Origin of the sequence: Parapedobacter pyrenivorans (assembly GCF_014636865.1) — a bacterium.
Lineage (GTDB): Bacteria > Bacteroidota > Bacteroidia > Sphingobacteriales > Sphingobacteriaceae > Parapedobacter > Parapedobacter pyrenivorans.
This window is the reverse complement of the sequence record NZ_BMER01000001.1, coordinates 1,355,685-1,376,156: the sequence shown is the minus strand read 5'-3', so window position 1 is coordinate 1,376,156 and position 20,472 is coordinate 1,355,685. Positions and strand designations below refer to the sequence as shown.

Below are 20,472 nucleotides of genomic sequence, written 5' to 3'. Positions count from 1 at the left end.
TCCGTAAATAACCGCAGCTATATTTTTATTACTTTTGCAAAAAACCAATTATGAAAAGACAACCACCAGCCACTATTCCCTTGTTTTTTGCATTGTCCATCCTGATCCTATTTACCTCCTGCAAAAAGGACCCGACCGTCGAACGCGGATACCAGGGGCCGCTCCAGTTCATCGTCGAAGCCGCTCACAATCCCGGGCTACCCCAAAACATTACACTGTACGCCTACCATGACGGCACCGTGAGCGGTCTGATCTCCGCCTCGCCGGCGATCGAAGACTATACGCTTACGTTGAAAATACCTGAGCACCAGCAGCTGTGGGTGGGCGATAGCCTGTACGCTGCCGATACCATCACCCTCCGCATGGGCGACCCGCTCGATTGTGTAGTCATGGATGACGACAGTACCCGGAGCGAATACCGCATCCAACTTTTCCCCGATGCCGGCATCCCTGTATTCTGGATAGAAACCGAACAACAGCAACCCATTGTTTCCAAAGACGATTACCTCAACGCCACACTGAGGGTCGATCCGGGCACGGCATATGAGCAGGAAAACCGGCTCATCGAAACCGAAATCCGCGGCCGTGGCAACAGCACCTGGGGCATGCCAAAAAAGCCCTACCGCATGAAATTCAAGGAAAAAGAGCCTATCCTCGGATTTGAACCGACCAAAAACTGGGTGCTGCTGGCCAATTATGCCGACAAAACCCTGCTGCGCAATTACGTCACCTTTGAAATGGGTCATTTGCTGATGGACGGCTTTACGCCGCGCACGCGGTTTGTGGAAGTGTACCTCAACGGTCAATACGAAGGCGTATACCACCTTACCGATCAGATTCGCGTGGAGGAAGACCGTGTAGCCATCGACGAACTGGAAGCGGATGATACCGATAGCGAACGCATCACCGGCGGCTACCTCCTCGAAATCGACGAGCGGCTGGATGCCGACCGCTGGTTCCGTTCCGCAGTAATGGACTTTCCGTTTACGTTCAAAAGCCCCGAAGAACCCAATACGCAACAATTCGAATACATCACCGATTACGTCAATCAGGTAGAATCCATCATCGCCGACCCGCAGGTCGGTGAGCGGTCTGCCGAGTATGAAGCGCTCATCGATGTGGCCTCGTTCGTCGACTTCTACCTCATCAGTGAAGTGGTACGCAACAACGACACCGGCGGTGGCGGCATCGGCATCTACCTATACAAGCCGCGTGGCGGCAAACTCGCCATCGGTCCGCTGTGGGATTATGACATCGCCATGGGCAACATCAACTACAACGGCAATGACCAACCAAAAGGTTGGTGGATCAAGACGGACAACCGGTGGTATAAGGCCCTATTTAACGATGCGAAATTCACGCAGGCGGTAAAGGCCCGGTGGCAAGAGATCAAGCCCACGCTCTTGCCAACCATCCTCGATAAAATCGATGAAGCAGCATTCGAAACCCTCCAAACCGGCCAGCAACGCAACTTCCAACGCTGGGACATTCTCAACGAGCAGGTGTGGCCCAATCCGGTGGCACTTGGCAGTTACGAAGCCGAAGTGGACTACCTGAAAACATGGCTCAGCACGCGGATCGATTGGATGGATACGGAGATCAGCGCGTGGTAGGTACGAACTTTTCGTAAATAAATTCGTCTTTTTCGTAACATTACTATATTTTCGTAGAATTATTAAAAATTCGAATATTATGGAAAAGAGCATTTTGAGCATCGCGTTAAGCGTCAGCAGCTTGCTAGCCCTATCGGCACATGCCCAACAAGCCGAGCCCGCACTGGCCAGGGTGATTTATGAATTCATGCACATCAATGATACCCTTCAGCCCGATAAGCCCCACAAGGAGGAAATGGTGCTGTACATCGGGCAACAGGCATCGCTTTATGGTACATATGCCAACGAGCGGGTCAACCAACAGATCAAGAAGCAAATGGAAAATCCCGCCTTCGATGGCAATCTCACCATCACCGGCAGCGGTCGCACCACGCGCGAGTCATATTATGCGCGGCCAGCCGAGCAGGTACTCAAGCAATTGAGCGGCCTCGCCGGCGATCAATACCTTGTCGATGATGATTACCCGGCTATCGACTGGCAGCTCACCGATGAAACCAAAACCATCGGTGGCTATACCGCCCAACAAGCGACCGGTCGCTTCAAAGGCCGCGATTATACCGTATGGTTTACCACCGATGTACCCTTCCAAGCGGGGCCGTGGAAACTGCTGGGGCTCCCCGGGCTCGTCCTCGAAGCCACGGACAGCCGCAGTGAGGTGGCTTTCCACTACGCAGGCTTCGAAACGCTGGCGGAAGGTGATGCCTCGGTTGCCGCGCCCGAAAATGCGATCGTCACCACACGGAAAGAACTGGATAAGCTTACCGCGGCCTTCCAGAAAAATCCCCAGGCATTCATGAATGCACGGGCACAATCGGGCGCACAGCGCCCAGGGAGCGGCTCAACCATCAATGGCGACCCCATTATGGACCCTTCCCGCATCAAGAGCATCAACATCAATAAAGACGATTCACAAACGTCATCCGTTACGAACAATCCCTTGGAGCTGGAACAGTGACCGCATACTCGAAGTCGGTGATCACTGGTCTGTGGCCGCTGGTTATTTGCCTGTGGGCCATGGATGCTTACGCGCAAAGTGCTACCATCCTCGGTTTACTGAAGACCACCGATGGCCGTCCCGTAGCACATGCCAGCGTCACGGTGCGCAACATGCACGGACGTATCGTGGCGTTCAGGGCCAGCGATTCGGCAGGACATTTCCGCATCATCCTACCATCGACACCCGTACCGGATAGCCTCCGGCTGCACGTCAACCACCTGGGCTATGCCAACGTAGACCTCCCACTCACAGCCGGAAGGGCCCGCTATGACCTCACGCTGGTCGAAAAGGCCATCGACCTCTCGGAGGTGGCAGTCAAAAGCCGCCCCCGCATCGATTCCCGGGGTGATACACTTAGCTATGATGTCGGCTCCTTTGCCAGGGTCGAAGACCGCAGCATCGGCGACGTGCTGCGCCGCATGCCGGGCATGGAGGTGAGCGAAAGCGGCCAGATCAAATACAACGGCCAAAACATCTCCCACTTCTACATCGATGGCGACGACCTGCTCAACGATCAATACCGCATCGGCACGAAAACCATTCCCCACGCCATGGTGCAGAAACTGGAAGTGCTCCAAAACCACCAACCCCTGAAGGTACTCAAAAATAAAACCTTCAGCGACCAAGTGGCCGTCAACCTCGTTATCAAAGACGACGCCAAGCTCAAACTCACCGGGCAGGCCAAGCTTGGTGCTGGCCTACCCCGTCAATACGACGGCGAGCTCAACACCATCCTCTTCAACAAAAAGTACAAGCTGCTGAATGTGCTGAAAGGAAATAACGTTGGGGATGACCTTGCCGCAGATTTCAACGCCTTCGGCTCGGCTGATCGGCTTTCCGGAGCAGGTCATTCCCTGCCGCAGGCATTGCTCTCATCCGGCACGGCAGGCAATCCGCCATTGCCCAAACAGCGGTACCACCTCAACAACTCCGCCTCGCTCAACGCCAACAACCTCATCAACCTCAAAAACGGCCTCCAGCTCAAATTCAATAGCAATGGGCTGCTAGACTACAATACGCTGGCTTACAGCAGCCTGAGCGAACGCTACCTCGGCAGCGACACCATCCGCTATACCGAGCGGCAGGACATCGGCAGGCACCCCTTCCTCACCGAAACGAACCTTACGGCTATGGCCAACGCTGATACGTATTATTTCAATAATGTGCTCACCCTCACTTATTCCGGCGAAGCGGGTGCGTCTACACTCGTGAGCAACGACATCGCCATGCGCCAGCACTTAGGCAGTCGCATCCGCAATTTTTCCAACACGCTGACGTATGCCCCTGCACGCAAAAATGGGGATGTCGTCAACCTCCATTGGTACGTTAACCATTACAACCAGCCGCAGACACTCACCATCAACCCCGGCATCAACGCCGAAGTGCTCAACGACGGAGAACCCTTCGCCGGCATCCGTCAATTTGCCGAAACGCCTACCTGGTTCAACCGCCTATCTGCTTCCTATCGGCTTGCAACAGGCCTCATCAAGCAGCGCTACCGCGTGGGCATCACCAACGAATGGCAGCAGCTCCGGTCGGCATTGCGGCTCACCCAGCTCGACGGCACCGAGCACCCCTACAGCGGCAGCGACGACAACCACCTGCACTGGCAACGCCATCAAGTATTTACCGATGGTGTCTACGAATACAAGCGTCGGCGTCTGGAAGCCGTACTGACACTCCCACTGGCTGTTCAGCGCACCGCCTATCGCGATGCAGCCTTCGCACTCAACGAAACGGAGCACCGCCTCCTGATCAACCCCTCACTGCGGGCAAAGGTGATGACCAACGTCGAAGATTACCTGTCTTTCACTTACCATTTCGGTAACGACTTCGGCAATAGCAACGGCGTCTACCGCGGAGCGGTATTGGTCAACTATCGGAGCATCCAAGCCAACGATGCCCAATTGCAGGAGCGGGATAGCCATACATTCGGCCTGCGCTACAACTACCAGCGCGCCATCCGCATGCTCTTCATCCATGCGGGGATCACTTATAGCCGCTCCACGGCCAACACCATTGCTTCCAGTGTCATCACGGACGACATTGCCCGCACGGTGCTCCTGCCCTTTGCCAACGATGTGAGCAGCTTCAGCGCCAGCGGCGGCATCAGCAAATTTATCTTCGCACTGGGAGCCACGGCCAGCCTCAAGGCCTCCTGGAGTACCAGCCGCTTCAACCAACTGCTCAACAGCGAGGCACTGCCCTTCCACAACCGGTCGTTTACTGTCAGTCCCGGTGCGGAAGCCCGCCTCTTCAACCGGGTCAGCATCAACTACAACGGATCGGGCACCTGGACCACCAGCCGGTTGGTGGAGCGCGAGGCCAGCACCCAGGTAGCCAACCGTCAAATCCGGCAATTCGACCAATCGATAGGCCTCACCTATTCACCATTCAACCGGATGTTTTTGCGGGTGGATGGGCGGCACCAATACACCAGCCAACAGCAGCCATCCACCGTCGCCTACTTCTTCGCCGACGCCCATCTTCGCTACAGGCTCGCCAAGTGGCGTACCGATCTGGAGCTCAACCTCACCAACCTGGCCAACGTTACATCGTACGAAACCTATTCGCTGTCTGCCAATCAGTTCGGGTATAATCATTACCAGCTTCGCGGGCGCATGGCAGTCGTGAAGGTTACGTTCCAATTGTAACGAAAAAAAACAGAAGTTATCCGAAATTTAGTTACTTTTGACCACCGGATTGCAGCCACGAAACTAGCCTAACCGGGATATCGAATAAATTAACAACCTAAATGAAAAGAGCAGCAAAATTTTTCCTGTATGCCGCCATCGCATTGGTGGTGATGATTACACTCGCGTTAAGCTATGCCTTCCTTGGCCTGCCCAATGTCGATGATGCACCCCCGTTGGTTGTGGAATCCACGCCCGAGCAGGTGGCACGCGGCCGCTACCTCGCCTACCACGTGATGGTATGTGCCGATTGTCATTCCCAACGCGATTTTTCGGTCTTTTCCGCGCCACCCACACCCGGCACCGAGTTTGTCGGGGGTGATGTGTTTGATGCCTCCATGGGATTCCCCGGGCGCTTCATTTCGCCCAACATTACGCCCCACGGTGTCGGCGATTGGACCGACGGCGAGCTGTTCCGCCTCATTACGACAGGCGTCAAACGCGATGGCGACCCCATTTTTCCGGTAATGCCCTACCATGGCTATGGCAAGCTCGATCCACAGGATATCGAAGCCGTTATCGCTTTCCTGCGCACCCTCCAACCGGTGGAAAGCGCGCACCCGAAGTCAACCGCCGACTTCCCGATGAATATCATCATGCGCACGATGCCCAAAAACGCCGAAATGGCCCCCAAGCCCGCCGAGAGTGACCATGTGGCGTATGGCGGGTACCTGTTTACGGCAGCCGGCTGCGCCGATTGCCACACCCAATTTGAAAAAGGCGCATTTGTTGGCCCGGTAGGCGGGGGTGGCCGCGAATTTAAATTTCCCGACGGCAGCATCCTCCGGGCGCCCAACCTCACCCCGCACGAAACGGGTCTGCAGCATTTCACTAAAGAAGCCTTTGTACAGCGGTTCAAGCAATATACCGACTCCGCTTTCGTCTTACCCCAGGTCAAGCCCGGGGAAATGCAGACGCTCATGCCGTGGTACATGTATAGCGGGATGACCGAAAGCGACTTAGGGGCCATCTACGATTACCTGCGCACGTTGGCGCCTTACGACAATCCGGTTGAGCGGTTTGTTTCGGCCAGGTAGGTCGAGACGGGCCCCGCGATTGGCAGGCTGTAGTAAAAACATGCACCCCCCTCCGGATTGTTGATCGCCCAGATGCGGCCATTCATTTTCGTGATCATCTCATGGCACACAATGAGTGCCAAGCCCGATCCGGCACTAACCGTTTCCGGCCGTTCCTTGGCAAACACGTAGGGAAGCAGCTGTTCTGGAATGCCCTTACCCGAGTCGGCGATGCACACGATAACCCGGTTGCCATCGCCGTCCCGTTTGGCGGTCAACACAATCTTTCCCCCCTCCGGCGTATACCGCAGCGCATTGCCGAGGATGTTGCGGTTCACAAAAAGCAGCATTTCACTTTGCGCAAGCAGGTCGATGGATTCCGGAATGAAATCCATGACGGCGATGCCCTTCTGAGCGGCCAACGCACCGTTATACCGCAAGGCATCACGCATATTTTCCTTCAGGCTCACCACGGCGGGCGTATAAGCCAATCCGATGGTGTTCAATTTCATCCAATGCACCAGGCCATCCATCGCCTGCAGGCTCGTCCGGGCATTCTGGCTAATCTGGTCAAATACATACTGCCGCTGCTCATCGCTCATTTGCTCCACCATTCCACCTTCACCCAGCATCAACATCGCCGATAGCGGTTGCCGCAGATCGTGCGACATGATGGAAATCAATTGCTGATGGAATGCATCGTTATCTTCGAGCCGGTTGTTTTGCGCCGCCAAGCGATCATTGCTGTCCTTCAAAATCCTGGCGAGTCTGCGTTTTTTCCGATACATGCCAAAAAAGAGCAGCGAAAAGATAATGGCCAGTAGGCCGATGACGCCCCATAGCACGCCAAGCATACGCCGTAGCCGTAGTTTGGCCTGTGCCGCTGCGACCTCCTGTTCGTTGAGGGCCAGCTGCAGGAAATCCATGCCCGTCTTTTGATTTTCCAGCGATTTCTCCCGCGAGCGCTCCAGCAGCCTGCGGCCGTACACGTTCGCTTGTGCAGGCATCGGCTGTATGCGGGCCAACGTCTCATACGCCTGGGCCATCGTTTGGAAATGGAGTCCTTCGTAGCCCGTTTTTTCCGCCAGCCCAATGGCCCTGTCGAAATAACGGAGCGCGCTGTCGGTATGCAGTGGCAGGTACATATTCGCCAGCTCCATGTAAGCCAGTGCGGTAAAATACTCATAGCCCAATTCCTTCGTTGTCGCAATGAGTGCATGCTGATCAGCGATCACCTCATCAGCCGGTACCCCATTCCGGAAACGGGCACCGTTGCGTGTCAACCTAGCAATCACCACAAACCGTTCATTGCCCTGCTTTTCCGCCAGCTGCTCGGCTTCATCCACCAAGGGCAACACATCGGGCGCACCCGGAGTGAATGACTGTGCCAATGCCAGGTTGAGCATCACCAATGGTTTGATGGAGTCCTGCACCAAGTGCTGGCTGAGCGCATACGCCCGCTGATACTGCGCCATTGCCTGGTCCATTTTACCCTCGTAGCTCAGCAGTACCCCCACGTTCATCGTCAGTTCGCAGACTTTCGGTTTGTTACCCAGCCGCTTGAAGGCCACGAGCGACTCATTGACGTATTTATAAGCCAGGTACGGATTGTCCTTCTCGTTGTAGTAAAATGCCAGCACATTCATGGCTTCCGCCTCGCCCGGTCTGTCTTTGATGCGCTTGGCCAGATCCAACGCCCGCGCGCCGAAATAGTAGCACGAGTCCAGTGAGCGGTTGGTATACAACATACCCAGGCGCGCATAGAGCGCCACCCGCTCGGTACTGTCGCGCAGGGTAGGTATACGTGCTCTCAGTGCCGTGATGTCCTTAATCTGGCCCACTAGGGAACTACTCAAGATAAGCATCATAGGCACGATGCACGCCAGTTTTCGAACAAGGCGTTTCATAGCTGTGGTATCAAAGGTAAGGAAAGCCTTCAATAAAACCGCGCGCGTATTGGCGAACTAAAACCGATACATCACCCCCAGCTTCAGGTGCAGGTTATTCTTATCCTGCGGGTCAAAGCCCCAATAATCATTCTTATCTTCCGCCGGTTGGAAGTTATATTGGTAATTGTAGGCGTGGATGTATTGCAAATGCGCGTTGAAGATGAACTGTTTGTAATCCCAGGAGCCATAGGCGGCCACGCTCGCGTCCACCCAGTTGCGGCGGCGATCTTTGATGGTATGTACAGCAAAATCTTCATTATGCACGTACCGTTCAATCATTAAGCCCAATTGCTTTAGCTCGCTAATCCAACTGAGCTGTACGGTCTGGTTGTTACCCCCCGGGCCGATGCCCGCGCCCAGCATCTGCCCGCGATGGGTATAGCCGTCGCTGACTTGATGGTGGATATACCAAGAAGCTGCTGACCTTACCCCTCGGGTATTCGATACGGCGATCTGTGTAACCTCCCCAGCCAATTGCAGATACCCGCCGAAACGGTTGTGTAACGGAACCAACTTGCGAAGCCCAACGGTATACGCACGCGTATGGTCAAGTTGAATCATCCCATCCCTACTATCCCAGTTGTGATCGTTTTTGGCATACTCCCCGTAAAACTCCACGTTCGCTTTGGGCACCATATAACGGAAATGGAACGAAAGCATTTGATCGCGGGGTATGCCATCGTCGGAGCTACTATCCACCGCGATCTTATTTTTACTAAAGGCTTCCAAAAATGGTGCATAGTACCTTAATCCACGCCCCATGTCTTTCTGGTTTGTATTATATGTGCGGATGAAGCCCAAGAACAAGCCCGGAACCCATTTGGGTTGGTAGTTGAGCGTAATTCCCGAAAAATACCGCCAACCCTCAGGCTTTACCCTCGCGTATTGTTGATGTGCACTGGTATCACCCAGCAATGATGACGGATAACCCGACTTTTCCAGATGCCCGCCCACAAGCTGCGCTTCAAAGGAGCCGATATAGGTCTTGATGGGTTTGGAGGTATTCAGCGTTACATGGTTAAATCCCGGTGCCGTATTGCTCATCAATATCGAGTTACGCAGCCCCGGGCCCCACCACAGGTTTTCGGTGGAGAAACCCAGTGAAACCGGATCGAGTGTCAACCGAATACTACTTTGCCCCAAAAATGCTTTCGTATATCCACCGTCCCCAAATAGCTCAGGCAGGTCAATCCGGTTTCCATACCAATACCAATCGCTGTCAGGACCTGCCGCTCCCCCGTACCCCTCATATATCCGGTTCTGCGACGCCACCAGTTCCGGTCGGAACTGCACACTTAGCCACCGGTACTTGGCAAAAAAACCTGCACTCAAGTACGTCTGTACGCCCCTTGCAGGAATCATCGGCCCGTCATTCCACCCATAGGGATAGGCCGTGTTCAATTGATTTTGCCATACCACCGGCAATACTTGCAAATGCCCATGGCCATCGGCGCTTTCCCACACCACATCGGTGCGGCTGCTATCCGGATAGTGTAGGTATCTGCTCCGGTCTAAGGCCTGGGCGGTAATCGGGCGAATGGTAAACGAAATTGCGGAGTCCACGTTACCCAACAGCTGCTGCTGCCGGTAGTAGTCTTCCAAAACAGGCAGCCCCACAGGAACTGTCTGCGCATGCAGTACTGCCGAACCTATCGTTGCAATGAGGCCTGTACTGATGGCGAGCAGGTATTTTTTTATCATTGTAAAACGCATCATAGACACCCTGATTAAAACCGATAAGCCACACCCAACCGCATCAAGAAGTTATTCCTATCCTGCGGTTCAAAGTTCCAAAAGCTATTCCCTTCCGGCATCAAGAATTCGTGCCGGTAGTTGTAGCTGTGTACCTTCTGTATTCGTGCATACCCCAGAAAGCGGTCGAAATCCCATTCCCCATAGAGCGACCACCCAAAGTCCGCCCACGATCGGCGGATGTCTGCCACGTACATGTAAAAGAAGTCCTCGTTATGCATCAAGCGCTCCAGCTCAAACCCGATCTGTTTAATTCCACGTACCCATGCTATGCTCACCGTCTGCATATTACTTCCCGGTCCTATACCCGCTCCCAGCACCTGGCCTCGATGCGTATAGCCATCGCGCACTACATGGTGCGTATACCACGTCGGGTACGCTCGGTTCACCCGATTTACAAAGTACGTATTGTTCATCGACAATTCTGTGGCTTCCGCACCCAGTTGCAAGTAGTCCCCCGGTGAGAAGCCCAGCGGCACCAACTTACGGAAACCGAGTACGTACCCCCGCGAGTAAGATGGCTGCACCATCCAGTCGCGGCCATTCTCCGCTTTCACATTCCGCCCATATTCCCCATACACTTCGAGTTGGCCTTTTGGCATTACCCATCGGAAAAACACCGAGCCATAGCGATCGCGTACTTCCGTACTGGTTCGCTCCACACCCGCCCCATCGAGGTACGTCGTTTCTTTCACCGATGGCTTAAAAAACGGCAAGTAATCGCCGAAGCCTTTCATATCGTTGTCATTCACCACAAAGGAGCGGATGATACCCAGTGACAATCCCGGTATCCACTTCGGCTGGTAGCTCGCTACAAACCCAGAAAAATACCGATTCACGTCCGGCTTCTCTACGGCATATAGCTCATCGTGCAAACTTTCCGGGGTCAAGGACGTCGGGAATCCCGAAGCGCGTAATGTTCCACCTACCAGCTGCCCTTCAAACGAACCGATGGGTGTACGCACCGGTTTGCTCGTATGCACGGTAAAATGCGGGAATCCCGGCGCATTATTACTCATCAACAGCGAATTTCGCATACCCGGCCCCCAATACAGATTTTCCGTCGAAAAGCCGAAGCTCACCGAGCCAAAGGTCGCCTTCAAGCTCGATTGCCCCAGCAGCGCCCGGGTATACACGGTTTTTCCGAAATACTCCGGCATATCGATTACATTGCCTACCGCCCTATACCATTCCAATCCATAACCGGGAGAATTCGCCATCCCTTTATATTTATTGTTCGTGGCGTAGATCAGTTCCGGCTGTAGCTGCAAGGTCAAAAACCGGTATTTTGCCAGTATGCCACCATAAATCCGCACCTGCCCCCCGCCAGTCGGCACCATAGCACCATCATTCCAACCATAGGGGTAGCTACCGTTCAGCTTATAATCCAATCCGATCGGTAACGCCTGAATATATCCCGTTCCGTCAGGCCGCGTATACAGGTTACTGTCGATTCCCCACATGCCATCTGGGTTAAAGACGTTGGTTTGGCCCAACGCCTCGGCCGAAAGTGGCCGAACACTGAAGGATAGGGAAGAATCCACCTTGCCCAGTAGTTGCAGCCTCCGATAGTAATCTTCCAGCACGGGAGTGCCTACCGGTAACGTTTGGCCCAATACGTTTTCTTGCAAGACCGCAATCAAGCATAGGCTATAGAGTAAATATCGGATATGCATATAATCGATAATGTGCCTACAAAGAAGCAAAAAATATTCCATTATCAGGTTTTGCAACAAGCGAAAGCTTGATATTACAACTTGCTAAAAGGCAAAGAACAAAAATGCAAAGTGCAAACTGACAAAAAGTTTATCTTTGCCGAATGATTTACGGGGTTATCACTATCCTATTATTTTTGGCGATGCTGGCGTATTTTCGCGTTGCAGCGCGCTACAACATTATCGACAAACCAAACGAACGGAGTAGCCATACCGTTATAACCATAAGAGGCGGAGGCATCGTTTTTTACCTCGGTGCGGCGGTGTGGTTTATCTGGAGCGGTGCAGCCCACCCGTATTTTTTTGCAGGCCTTACCCTTATCACCCTCATCAGCTTTCTCGATGATATCCTCACGCTGTCTAATCGCATCCGCATCGGCGTCCACCTGCTCGCTGTTTTATTGCTATTGGTCGAGGTTCAGCTTTTTACGCTCAATTGGTACATCGTCCCTATCGCTCTGGTCTTAATTATCGGCACGATCAATGCTTACAATTTCATGGATGGTATAAATGGCATCACCGCGATGTATAGCTTTGCCGTGCTTTTGCAACTTTGGCTAGCCAATCGGGAAATCCATTTTATAGACGATCGTTTGTTATACTGCACAACCCTCGCTAATGGCGTATTTGCCTTTTTCAACTTCCGCCAGCGTGCTAAGTGCTTTGCAGGCGATGTGGGTAGCGTAGGGATAAGTTTTATTTTGATATTTGCTACGTTGAGCCTTATCCTTTCCACAGGCAACCCAATCTATGTCTTATTTTTTGCTGTATACGGCGTAGATACGGTGTTGACTATTATCCACCGACTTTTTCGGAGGGAGAACATCTTTAAGGCGCATCGGTCGCATTTGTATCAATACTTGGCAAATGAGGGTAAAGGCAATCGATTGGTGATTGCCGCTTGCTATGGTGTATTGCAAGTGGGAATAGGTTTACTCACACTTGCTACCACAGCCGAATCTTCTGGAACGCAGATCCGTGTAGTCCTTTGTGTCCTGTTTTTAATGGCAGCACTCCATATTGGTATTCGGCACTACATTTTGCGACCAATTAAAACAATATTGCATTCTAAAAACACCTAAATCATTATTATACTATTTCCCTCATCTTTTCTATTACACGGGTCGGAGTCCACCCCAACTCTTCCCTTGCTTTTCGATCATCGAATGTTAATGTAGAAGTGATTTTTCGAAGCTTATTTGAATTAAACGGGGAACGACTTCCAATGATATCTCCCGCAAGCGCCAGTCCATTAGCCACCCAATACGGAACGCTAATAGGTCTAGTTTTACCCAATGTCAAAGAAATATTTTCTTCAAGTTCTCCAAATGTTGGATGGTATCCGTCCGTTAGGTTGAATATTCCACCTTTCTCAGCAAGAACTGGGATGATTTCGGCAACATCTTTAATCCAAACCATACTTTTCCTGGCATCAGCTTTGCCAATACTTAAGTATTTTCCTGATTTTATCCCTCTGATCATTGCACCGAGATTACCCGGTGGATTAGGTCCAGCAATCAAGGGTAAACGTAAGATCCCCAATGTTATCTTATTATCTTCTGCCCATTGTTGAAGCCAATACTCCGCCAGGATTTTACTGTCTGCATAAGGCGTACCTCCATTAAGCGGGTGGCTTTCCGATATTCCAGCACCCTCATCTGCTCCATAAACAGCCACGCTGCTGATAAAGATAAAGCTCTTAGGTATAGTCTGCAACCCCTCTAGTGCAATACAAAGGTTTTTGGTGCCCTCTAAGTTGGTGTCATAAAAAGCTTGCCTCTCATCCTCGGTTTTAGGCACGGAATGTACTTTCCCTGCCGCATGAATGACGATATTAATGGGTTGGTCTAGCTCAAGCCGAAAAGGTTGTGAAATGTCAATGCGTGACTGCTGGTTGCCGCTGCCGTAAAAGACCGCATGATTCAACGCGTTTAACTCCTGCTTTAGGACACCACCGAGAAAGCCCGTTGCCCCCGTCAAAAAAACATTAGTTATTTTGGTGCACATGATTTAATATGTTCAACATTTTTGTTGCAAGATAGTCTTTATCAAAATACCTCTGTGCAACTTCCAATGCCCTATCGCCCATCGCGGCTAACTCTAACGGATGATCCTTAATCCAGATTAGTTTGTTCGCAAGTTCATTCTCATCATTGGGGTCCAAGGTAAACCCTACTTTATGCTCATTAAGAAAGTCTTGCATCCAGCCTTTCGTGTTTTGTACCACCGGTACACCAGCAGCCAGCGATTCAAAAAACTTATTAGGAGATGACGTATCCAGTACAGGTGTACCCATTAGGGGCACTAAAGAAACCAACGCATTTTGAACAAACCCCACCAGCTCATGCTTTGGCATCAATCCCAATCGAACAAAGTTTGTTACCCCCTCTTTTTCCGCAAGCTCCTCCAGCTCCTCCCGCTGTTGCCCTTCACCAATTAAAACAATTTTGATGTCGTCTCGGCCTTTTTCCTGTAATACTTTTGCGGCGTTGTATAGCCAATGCGAGTTATTCACTAATCCAATATTCCCAGTATATACGGCGTATGCCTTAGAAACGAGTCCATTCCCATTGAAAGCAACTGGCGTGGAAAACAACGGAATGTTGGCCGCGTTTGTAACATCATCAATGTAAGTGATATCAAATCGCTTTTGGATATTACGAGTCATGCCCGGTGATAAGGTAACGATAAATGAGGACGCCTCATAGCAGCGCTTTTCGAACCAATAAGCTAACTTCTTTATTAAAGGATTTGTGATGATTCCCAATTCAATGGCCCCCTCGGGCCACAGATCCCTTGTCTCAAACACCAATTTCCTCCTTTTCAAGTATTTTGACATCAATCCTGGCAGCCCAACGGTTATAGGTCCAGAAGATGCTACCACAACATCAGCTTTCAGTGCCAGCGCATAATAAGAAGATAAAATACTATAAGCTATAAAAGACCATATTCGTTTTACAAATGTTTGTTTATTGTCAATCTTCAAGTTTATCACTTTAACATGAATTCCTTCAAAATACTGGTCCTCTATTATTTTTGAAGCCTTGAGGTCAGACTTACTATAAATAGTCGTTACCACGGTCACCTCATGTCCCGCAGCCACCCATTCTTTTGCAAATTCGTAAACGCGCGTTCCCCAAGCCCCTTTTGGGGTTGAAAAATATTGGTAGAAATATAAAATTTTCATTGTTTATACCGCCGCAGTTGCTGCAGAGGCTTCAGTATTCTGAAATTCAATTAAAAGTCTAGACACAATACGTTCCGCTGCTCTTCCATCCCACAGCGGGATATCTCCCCCTTGTTTCCATTTACCGGCAAATAAACGTTCCATTGCAGGGCGTATAGCCTTTGGTCTAGTCCCTATCAGTTCGTTTGTTCCCATTGTCGTGGTTTCAGGCCGTTCTGTGTTATCTCGTAACGTCATGCATGGAATACGCATCACCGAAGCTTCTTCGGTTATTCCGCCGGAATCCGTCACTACAGCTTTTGCTCTCTCTACTAAATAGTTGAACTCCAAATAGCTTAAAGGCTCTATCATATGGAGACGTGGGTGAGAAACGCCCAACTTTTGTAAGATTTTGGCTGTACGTGGGTGTACTGGAAAAACTAATGGCATGCCTTGTGAATGCTGGATGATTTCATCCATTAGTACCCTTAATTTGCCTTCTTCATCGACATTAGCGGGCCTATGCAAAGTCATAACAATATACGCTCTCTCACTTAGCCTCAGCTCGTCCCAAACCCTTGGCTTCCTAAAGTTCGACCGGTGTTTTAGGAGGGTATCGATCATGGTATTGCCCACAAAAAATATCCGACCTTCTTCAATGTCGTTTTTACGAAGATTCTCGTTCGCTTTCTCCGAAGTGGTAAAAAAGTAATTCGTTATGCTATCGGTCACTAGTCTATTGATCTCTTCAGGCATCGTCCAATCGCCCGACCGAATACCGGCCTCAACGTGCGCAACCTTCACCTGTAGTTTTTGAGCTGTGATAGCACAGGCCATTGTTGATGTAACATCGCCCACGACTAATACCAAGTCTGTTGGGTTTTCTAGCAAATCCCTCTCAAACCGTATCATAATAGCAGCGGTCTGCTCCGCTTGTGTCCCACCTCCTGCCTCTAAATTTGCATCAGGCTCGGGTATGCCCAACTGTTCAAAAAAATCACCAGACATTTTTTTATCATAGTGTTGACCCGTATGAATCAGTCGATATTGAATGTCGACGCCTTCAGATTGCTTCTTTTTAATTGCCTCAATGATGGGGGCGATCTTCATAAAATTGGGCCGAGCCCCAGCGATGATTGTTATTTTCACAGCGAGATTACTTCGTTAGGTCTTCTAAATAATACTTGATAAGGGAGTTTTTATCAAGATTTACATTTGATTTAAGGGATCGTTGCTGGCCAACACGCTGCATATATGTATTAAAACTCGCATCGCTAGGCTCCCAAACCAATACGCCGGAGGCTTTTAAACCATTAAAGGATGTAGTTGCAATTAAATTCAGATAATCATTGAACTCACTTTTATCAACCAGATTACCGCCATATTCCTTGTTCGATGGATGGATAATATGCCAAACCCATGGTATAACCGGCTTTCCAAATTTTTCTCCCAGTTCTAATGCATATTTTAAATTACTTTCTATATACGCTTTATTTTTGGTGGTCCCAATTTGCCTGTTAGGATACATCATGTATAGTGAAGGGGAGATATAGTCTACGACTTTAAAAAGCTCATCGAACTTGCCACCATCGTTAACTCCCTTTTGACTAGAGTAAAAAAATCGAAAAGGAATCCCATATATCCCCACCTGAACGTTCGGTCGCTCCCGTTTGATAATTTTGACAATCCTAATAAATTCATCCGATGCGCTTTTTGCTTCTTTATCTCCAGTTTTTTTGTCCCGGAGTTTTTTGTATATATCACTTTCGATATTCAATGATACTACACTTGTTGCCGATGGGTCGGGAATATAATTGTTTATTGCCGATACGATATTGCTTTCTTCAAATTTTCCGGTTTTTCTTGGGTCGATTGCAAATTCTCCCAAATAAACGTATGGTTGTATGTTCTCATTCGAGTTAAAAAAAGCTCTTGTTGCTTCATCATATCGGGTGTCCAAAACATAAAATGTCAAATCCTTGGTACAAGTATTTGCAGAAAACAAAAAAAACGCTAGAACCGTAGCCAAAACTATTTTACTTTTCATCTTTATACAATTTTAAAAGCTCAAAATAATCCTTTCCTATATCGGCCCAATTGAACGCAACTAAATCGACTTTTTCGATCTCTGCGGCATTGTGGGCAGTGAGAGCTGTCAATATACCATTTTCTATCGCTTTTACCGAAAAAGGATTGACTTTTACCGCAACCTCGTCAAACATGCCGTCAACCCCCTCGCCCCTACCTATTATTAAAGATAAGCCCTGTGTTAATGCTTCTACATAAACCAGACCAAATGTTTCACGATAAGACGGCATTATAAATATATCATGCTGTCGATATATGGTTTTAAGCTCATTCTTATCCTGTATGAGGCCAAAATAATTTATTTCAGGAAATCTTGACGCATATGAACGCACTTTTTTAGAAAAATATCCGCCATCCCCCACTATGCCGAGGCTAAGCGCCATACCGTGCTTTTGATTCAAAGCTAAAACCGCTCTAATTGTACGGTCGATATTTTTCCGCTTAATTAAGCTACCAACATAGAGTAGCCTTTTCGGCAACGTCGTTAGCGAGTGATGCCTGTTGTCTAGCCAAAAATTATCAATGCCATTGTGTATAATTCTACTTTTAAGACGATAACTCTCATTGTCTCCGATTCTATCGAAAAACTTATTTCGCACTCCTTTACTTATGAATATTATTTGCTTCGCGCTATTCAATATCTTATGCAAGATTCTTACGAGATCAGGTCTAACCCTCATAAACACATCGACATCCGAACTTCTGACAGCGACTATATAAGGGAGCTTGAATTGCTCATTGAGCTTAAACGCCAAAAAACCGTCACTATAAAGCGTTGAAGCAGACACGATATCAAATTCTCTAACATCTAGCTGTGATGTCAACGAATCGTAAAGATAATTGACCTTTTGTCGAAAAAACACCCTATGATAATGTTTCAGAATGGATGAAAATACCACCGTTGTCCTTTCAGAATGAAAATAGTCGTGTGTGCTTGCCTTTTGCTCTTTCCCTTGACGAAGCGGCACAAAAACCGTCTGACGCACATTCAGCTTTTCCAGGTGACGATACAGAAGCGTATGAACCTTTGACCCTAAATAGTCATTACATAGATGTAGACAATTCATCTGTCGTATATCGTTTTTGAGTCTTAAGAGATAAGCGTACACTTATTACAAGCGCTAAAGAAAACCAGAACCAACTGGCATTATAAATTGCACCACTAAACATGTTTTGGGACAAACTTTGTAGGAAAAACACCCCTATCCAGCAAAACTCTCTGTGATTCCGAAAAAGAAGAAAGCATTCCTTGATTCCAATAAAAATCAAACCGATAAATGGCACAAACCCGAGAACACCCAAATTCTGAAGTACCTCGATAAAAATATTATGTGGATAGATATTATATCCTACAAGCTCCATTCGGTCTCCTATGATTGGGTTACTATAAAACTGGCTTAATGACTGTTTCCAAATCAACACTCTTTCACCGGCCGTGCTACTTGAGTTTGAATCAGAAAACATATTAAGAAATCTGTCGAAAATATTACTTCCAAAATAATCTGAAATAATCACCAGAAATATTAAAGCGATCAAGGACGCAAAAAGAACTTTAAGATTGGCGACAGCTTTCCTATTAGTAATCACCAGAAATATAATAGGCAAAGCAATGGCAAAGATAGACCCACGAGACGCTCCAAGGAAAAAGGGAGTAAGTGCCAGCAACATTAGCACAATTAATGACATTTTTTCTCTGAATTTCTTTCGCGTTGTCGTCAGCCATAAATTCATACTAACACCTAAAACCAATGCACTACAATAAGATAAAATTAAAGGTGAAATCAGGTCATCTGTAGAAACCCCACTAGTTAGACGTCCCACTTGCCCAATAAATTTGGCGTATGACAATGTTGCGAGAAGTGAAAATGCAAATGCCGAAACAAAAAACCATTCCCTCATGGCTATAAGAGCATCAACACGAAAAGATGTATGTCGTATTGCGAGAAACGGAATGAAGCCAAATGTTAGAAAGTAGAAAAATACCTGCTGATAACTTATATACAGGTTTCTGTCTAATAATGCATCGGTCAATATTCTCAAAAAATACAGTACCGCGAAAAGTAAAAACAAGAGTGTACTGCCACCAACGTTATACTTCTGCCGCTTTATAAAACCCATGCAGAGACAAGATACAATCAGTATCCGGAGAGGAACCGTTACATAACGAGAGAATTCCAAAAGGTTCAGATTGGCAAATACAAGGAGAATGCAATAAAATCCCAAAAAATTGAGGAAGAAAGCTAATAAGCTGGCTTTGTTAATTAAAGTAATGACGGCAGGAACTTTCATTCTTCGATCAATTCCAGAAATTTAGCTGTATTATTTTCCACATTAAACTTTCCTACGCTAAGGGCTGCAGCGCGACCTATTTCTGACCATTTATTTTTGACCGTCATAGCAACGTCAAATGCACTTACCCAGCTCTGTATATCGGGCTTTTTAACCAACCAGCCAGAGACATTATCAACGATCATTTCACTTGGTCCTCCAAGATAATACGCTATAACTGGCTTTCCTGCCGCTAAGCCCTCAGCGATTGAAATCCCAAAAGGCTCAGCATTTCTGCGTGCATTCAGTGCGACGTCTATCGTCGAATAAAATTTGGGTAAGTCATCAATTCTCCCAATAAAGTGTATCTTTTTATCAAGCTGCTCGCCAGCCAATGATACTAAATTATCTCGTACGGCCTTGCTTTCGAAACTTCCCGCAAGCACCAAGTGTCCACCACACTTAAAGGCACTCGATTTTAAAAATGCTTGTATCAAAATATCCTGGGCTTTATTTAGACAAATCCGTCCTGCCATCCCAAAAACTGGCGCACCCTCACTGATGTGTAGTTCCTGCCTAAAGCTCTCCGTCACAACTCTGATTCGATCGGTAGAAAAACCAGGATAGATAACATGTTTACAGATATTTGATAAGGTAGCTCTCGTATACTCACTGTTGGCTAAAGGAACGATCCGATAACGTTTTAGAAAAAAAGTGTAAAAAATCTTAGAAAACCCATTACTCACAATATTCGGCATATGCCAAAACACTTTTGTTCGTGATACCCCACCCACCATACCTGCAAGAAAAATGAAAATTGGTCGGCGATATACAATAGCAGAGTACTGTGCATTAAGACTTGTCACTTCTCTTGTATAGCGATTGCCATATGACCATATTTTAAATATTTCTCGAATTTTGCTAAAAAAACTCCCTCCGAGATTTGAATGTAGCGGAGCGAGCAATATGCTTTTGTAGGCCATTTTCTGATATGCTTTTACCCGATCTCCGTTGCCGATTATCACCACGTCAACAATTATACCCTTGTTTTTGAAACTTTGAATATAATTGCATTCGCTTGTAAATATACCACCATCATCATTGCCGTTTACAAATTTTAATATTTTCATTGCTCCAATTACAAACTCTTGCTCTTCAATTTGATATTGCCAAACATAATTAAACCACTCAAAGAAAGACAAAGATTCTTTATTT

Annotated in this window: 15 protein-coding genes; 5 read left to right on the top strand and 10 right to left on the bottom strand. The window is 48.4% G+C overall.

The window, feature by feature from the left end:
• Nucleotides 1-50 precede the first annotated feature (50 nt).
• From IEV98_RS05490 to IEV98_RS05475, 4 genes are all read left to right on the top strand, one after another.
• Entirely contained in the window at nt 51-1,613 is a 1,563-nt protein-coding gene (locus IEV98_RS05490; protein ID WP_188504880.1) for a CotH kinase family protein, read from the top strand.
• A 79-nt stretch (nt 1,614-1,692) separates the two neighbouring features.
• Nucleotides 1,693-2,568, top strand: a complete 876-nt coding sequence (locus IEV98_RS05485) for a GLPGLI family protein (protein ID WP_188504879.1) — start codon at nt 1,693-1,695, stop codon at nt 2,566-2,568.
• Between the two features lie 59 nt (nt 2,569-2,627).
• Nucleotides 2,628-5,264: a carboxypeptidase-like regulatory domain-containing protein gene (locus IEV98_RS05480; protein WP_188504878.1), complete on the top strand. Its 2,637-nt coding sequence runs from the start codon at nt 2,628-2,630 to the stop codon at nt 5,262-5,264.
• 101 nt (nt 5,265-5,365) lie between these two features.
• Complete coding sequence (locus tag IEV98_RS05475; RefSeq protein ID WP_188504877.1) at nt 5,366-6,340, top strand: c-type cytochrome; 975 nt, start codon at nt 5,366-5,368, stop codon at nt 6,338-6,340.
• On the opposite strand, the gene IEV98_RS05470 is transcribed toward IEV98_RS05475, so the two are convergent.
• From IEV98_RS05470 to IEV98_RS05460, 3 genes are read right to left on the bottom strand one after another with little or no spacing between them, the layout of a single operon-like run.
• Nucleotides 6,301-8,226 carry an ATP-binding protein gene (locus tag IEV98_RS05470; RefSeq protein ID WP_188504876.1) on the bottom strand — a complete coding sequence of 642 codons (1,926 nt, stop codon included), beginning with the start codon at nt 8,224-8,226 and terminating at the stop codon, nt 6,301-6,303. The two genes, IEV98_RS05475 and IEV98_RS05470, sit on opposite strands and share 40 nt — an antisense overlap.
• A gap of 57 nt (nt 8,227-8,283) precedes the next feature.
• Nucleotides 8,284-9,984, bottom strand: a complete 1,701-nt coding sequence (locus tag IEV98_RS05465) for a capsule assembly Wzi family protein (protein WP_229738588.1) — start codon at nt 9,982-9,984, stop codon at nt 8,284-8,286.
• A gap of 11 nt (nt 9,985-9,995) precedes the next feature.
• On the bottom strand, nt 9,996-11,696 hold the full coding sequence (locus IEV98_RS05460) for a capsule assembly Wzi family protein (protein ID WP_188504875.1): 1,701 nt from the start codon (nt 11,694-11,696) through the stop codon (nt 9,996-9,998).
• 143 nt (nt 11,697-11,839) lie between these two features.
• Between IEV98_RS05460 and IEV98_RS05455 the strand changes: the two genes are divergently transcribed.
• Nucleotides 11,840-12,817, top strand: a complete 978-nt coding sequence (locus IEV98_RS05455; RefSeq protein WP_188504874.1) for an MraY family glycosyltransferase — start codon at nt 11,840-11,842, stop codon at nt 12,815-12,817.
• 7 nt (nt 12,818-12,824) lie between these two features.
• On the opposite strand, the gene IEV98_RS05450 is transcribed toward IEV98_RS05455, so the two are convergent.
• From IEV98_RS05450 to IEV98_RS05420, 7 genes are read right to left on the bottom strand one after another with little or no spacing between them, the layout of a single operon-like run.
• A complete protein-coding gene (locus IEV98_RS05450) occupies nt 12,825-13,742 on the bottom strand; it encodes an NAD-dependent epimerase/dehydratase family protein (RefSeq protein ID WP_188504873.1) in 918 nt (305 codons plus the stop codon).
• Entirely contained in the window at nt 13,723-14,922 is a 1,200-nt protein-coding gene (locus tag IEV98_RS05445; RefSeq protein ID WP_188504872.1) for a glycosyltransferase family 4 protein, read from the bottom strand. The genes IEV98_RS05450 and IEV98_RS05445 overlap by 20 nt, the downstream gene beginning before the upstream one ends.
• Before the next feature lie 3 nt (nt 14,923-14,925).
• Nucleotides 14,926-16,050 (bottom strand): non-hydrolyzing UDP-N-acetylglucosamine 2-epimerase, encoded by a 1,125-nt coding sequence (wecB, locus tag IEV98_RS05440; RefSeq protein ID WP_188504871.1) that lies wholly within the window; start codon nt 16,048-16,050, stop codon nt 14,926-14,928.
• Nucleotides 16,051-16,057: 7 nt separating this feature from the next.
• Nucleotides 16,058-16,948: a hypothetical protein gene (locus IEV98_RS05435; protein ID WP_188504870.1), complete on the bottom strand. Its 891-nt coding sequence runs from the start codon at nt 16,946-16,948 to the stop codon at nt 16,058-16,060.
• Nucleotides 16,938-18,056: a glycosyltransferase gene (locus IEV98_RS05430; protein ID WP_188504869.1), complete on the bottom strand. Its 1,119-nt coding sequence runs from the start codon at nt 18,054-18,056 to the stop codon at nt 16,938-16,940. Before IEV98_RS05430 ends, IEV98_RS05435 begins: the two co-directional genes overlap by 11 nt.
• A complete protein-coding gene (locus tag IEV98_RS05425; RefSeq protein ID WP_188504868.1) occupies nt 18,034-19,278 on the bottom strand; it encodes an O-antigen ligase family protein in 1,245 nt (414 codons plus the stop codon). Before IEV98_RS05425 ends, IEV98_RS05430 begins: the two co-directional genes overlap by 23 nt.
• Nucleotides 19,275-20,459, bottom strand: a complete 1,185-nt coding sequence (locus tag IEV98_RS05420; protein WP_188504867.1) for a glycosyltransferase family 4 protein — start codon at nt 20,457-20,459, stop codon at nt 19,275-19,277. The genes IEV98_RS05425 and IEV98_RS05420 overlap by 4 nt, the downstream gene beginning before the upstream one ends.
• Between the last annotated feature and the right edge of the window lie 13 nt (nt 20,460-20,472).